The organism is Thiohalorhabdus sp. Cl-TMA (assembly GCF_041821045.1).
Taxonomy (GTDB): domain Bacteria; phylum Pseudomonadota; class Gammaproteobacteria; order Thiohalorhabdales; family Thiohalorhabdaceae; genus Thiohalorhabdus; species Thiohalorhabdus methylotropha.
In genome coordinates, this window is the sequence record NZ_JBGUAW010000029.1 from 1 (window position 1) to 2,374 (window position 2,374).

Consider the following 2,374-nt stretch of genomic DNA (forward strand, 5'->3'; position numbering starts at 1 on the left):
CCACTTCGCCACCCACGGCATCCTGAGCGGCGACCTGCCCGGGCTCACCGAGGCCGCACTGGTGCTCGCCGACTCCGAGGAAAGCGACGGCCTGCTCACCGCCTCGGAGATCGCGAACCTCGGCCTGGACACCCGGCTGGCGGTGCTGTCCGCCTGCAACACCGGCAACGGCGAGCAGATCGCCGGCGAGGGGCTGGTGGGGGTGAGCCGGGCCTTCCTCACCGCCGGCACCGAGGGGGTGGTGGCGTCCCTATGGCCGGTGGACTCCACGGCCACCGTGGCGCTGATGGAGGCCTTCTACGAGCAGCTCGGCCAGGGCCTTGCCCCGGCCGCGGCCCTGCGCCAGGCCAAGCTGGCGTTGCGCGAGCAGCACCGCGCCGGCGCCGGGCCCACCCGGGCCCTGAAGGCCCAAGACACCGAGGCCCCCGCCGACCGCGACGGGGCGTACTTCTGGTCGCCGTTCATCCTCGTGACCCTGGAGCATTGACAGGGTGCAAGGGACAGACTAAAAGCGGTCTATCAGCAGGATAGTAAAAAGCTTTCCCGATTCGGTTTCCTTGTCCTGTCACGCTAGTCAAGCCTTCCAACCTCCCGGAGCTCCCATGCAAAAGCACCATTCCAACCTGGCCACACTTCTGTCCCTGGGATGCTCGGTTCTCGGGATCCTCTGGGGCTCGGCAGTTTGGGCCAATGCAGGCAAGACGCAAACGCCCACGCCTGCGGAATTGGAGGCCCAGTTGGAAAAGTGGCCGCCGCAGTTGGTGATCGACAGTGGTGGGCATAGTCGGCCCGTATGGGATGTAATGTTTTCCCCTGAAGGCAATAAGCTTTACTCGACCTCATTGGATAAAACAGTCCAAGTGTGGGATGTGCGCAAAGAAAAACGGCAAAAGGTTTTCCGTTTTCAGCGAGGGACGGGATCAAAGGGTGAGTTGAACGCAGGAGCCTTGTCTCCTGATGGGGAGAAGTTAGCAGTAGGCTTTTCTGACAATAACATAAGAATAATTGATGCAAATACAGGGGTTATAAAGAAGACTCTTTATGGTCATAAATCTCGAATAGGGGATATTAAATTTTTTCCTGATGGCCGGCATATCCTTTCAAGTAGCATGGAAGTCCGGATCTGGGATCTTAAGACTGGAAAAACAAAGCATATTCTTAAAGACGCTGGAAGGAATGGCGGCATTATGAACGTAGCGATTAGTCCTTCCGGCAATCACGTGGCTGCTTCTAATCCTTGGGAGCCAGTTCGTTTATGGGATGCCAGAAATGGCAATTTAATTTCCAGACTAAATAATCCTCGTAGCGACACTTTTTCGCTAGCTTTTAGCCCAAAAGGGAGGTATCTGGTAACAAATGCGGATAATCCTGTTGGGGAAGGTAATGGGTTGGCTCTTTGGAATTCCAAAACAGGATCATTTGTAAAGATTATGGCTGTTTCAAGAGTTAATAGGCAGGTAAGGTTTTTTCTTTTTAATGAAGAAGGTGGCAAATTAATAGTTGGCAGAGAGCGGGCATTAAGTAAACAGGAAAGTAAGTACTGGATTGAGGTTTTTTCTTTTCCGGAAGGTGAAAGGTTGGACTCCTTTGGTGGTCCGCCGAAGCGTGTTTTTAACACATATCCCGCTGCCGCCTGGGATGGAGATAGCAACCTAGTTGCAACTGGTGGCCATCTAGATGATGGCGCGCCTGCGATTCAAGTCTGGGATGCAGCGAATGGGACGGTGAAGAAATTTTTTAGAGACAATGGGCAAGGGTATATTTCCCAGGTCGGCTTTTCAAAAGATGGAAGTAGTGTTGCATGGGGGGTAAGGGAAAACAAAGAACATGGTTATTATAATAAGCATGGTGATCTTAAATATCAATTAGATCTTCTCTCCGGACAAAAGGGGAAGTTTAGTAACGTAGAGGAGGATAAGGGATTTATAAGGGGGGTTAGGGAGACAAAAGGTCGAGGGTTGTCCTTTTCTGATGAAGACCGATTTGCGAAGAAATGGCTTGAGGTTTTTGAATATGGGTCCCCAAAGATAAAAATTAAAGCTGATAGTTGGGCAAGAAGCGGTCGGGATTTCGTAACTGCCTCTCTGACTCCCTCTGGCAAGACTGTCTTAATTGGCGGGAGGGATGGGAGGTTGGTTAGTTATAACGCAAATTCAGGCGAGAAATTGCAAGAATTTGTTGGCCATGGAGGCTATGTTCTTGCTTTGGCCCCCTCCCCCGACGGCCGCCTGCTGGTCTCCGGCAGCTCGGACCAAACCATCCGCCTCTGGGAGATCGCCACGGGGGAGCTGCTGGTGACCATCTTCCCGACCCGGGACGGCGAGTGGGTGGCCTGGACGCCGGAGGGGTTTTTCGACGCCAGCGAGCACGGCGC

General features: G+C 53.6%; 2 protein-coding genes. Both read left to right on the plus strand.

The genetic code is table 11. The features are described 5' to 3' along the window. On the plus strand, positions 1-487 hold a 487-nt coding region (locus tag ACERLL_RS17680; RefSeq protein WP_373657417.1), incomplete at its 5' end, for a CHAT domain-containing protein. 115 nt (positions 488-602) lie between these two features. Then, positions 603-2,374 (plus strand): WD40 repeat domain-containing protein (locus ACERLL_RS17685; RefSeq protein ID WP_373657418.1); only part of this gene is annotated, 1,772 nt, incomplete at its 3' end.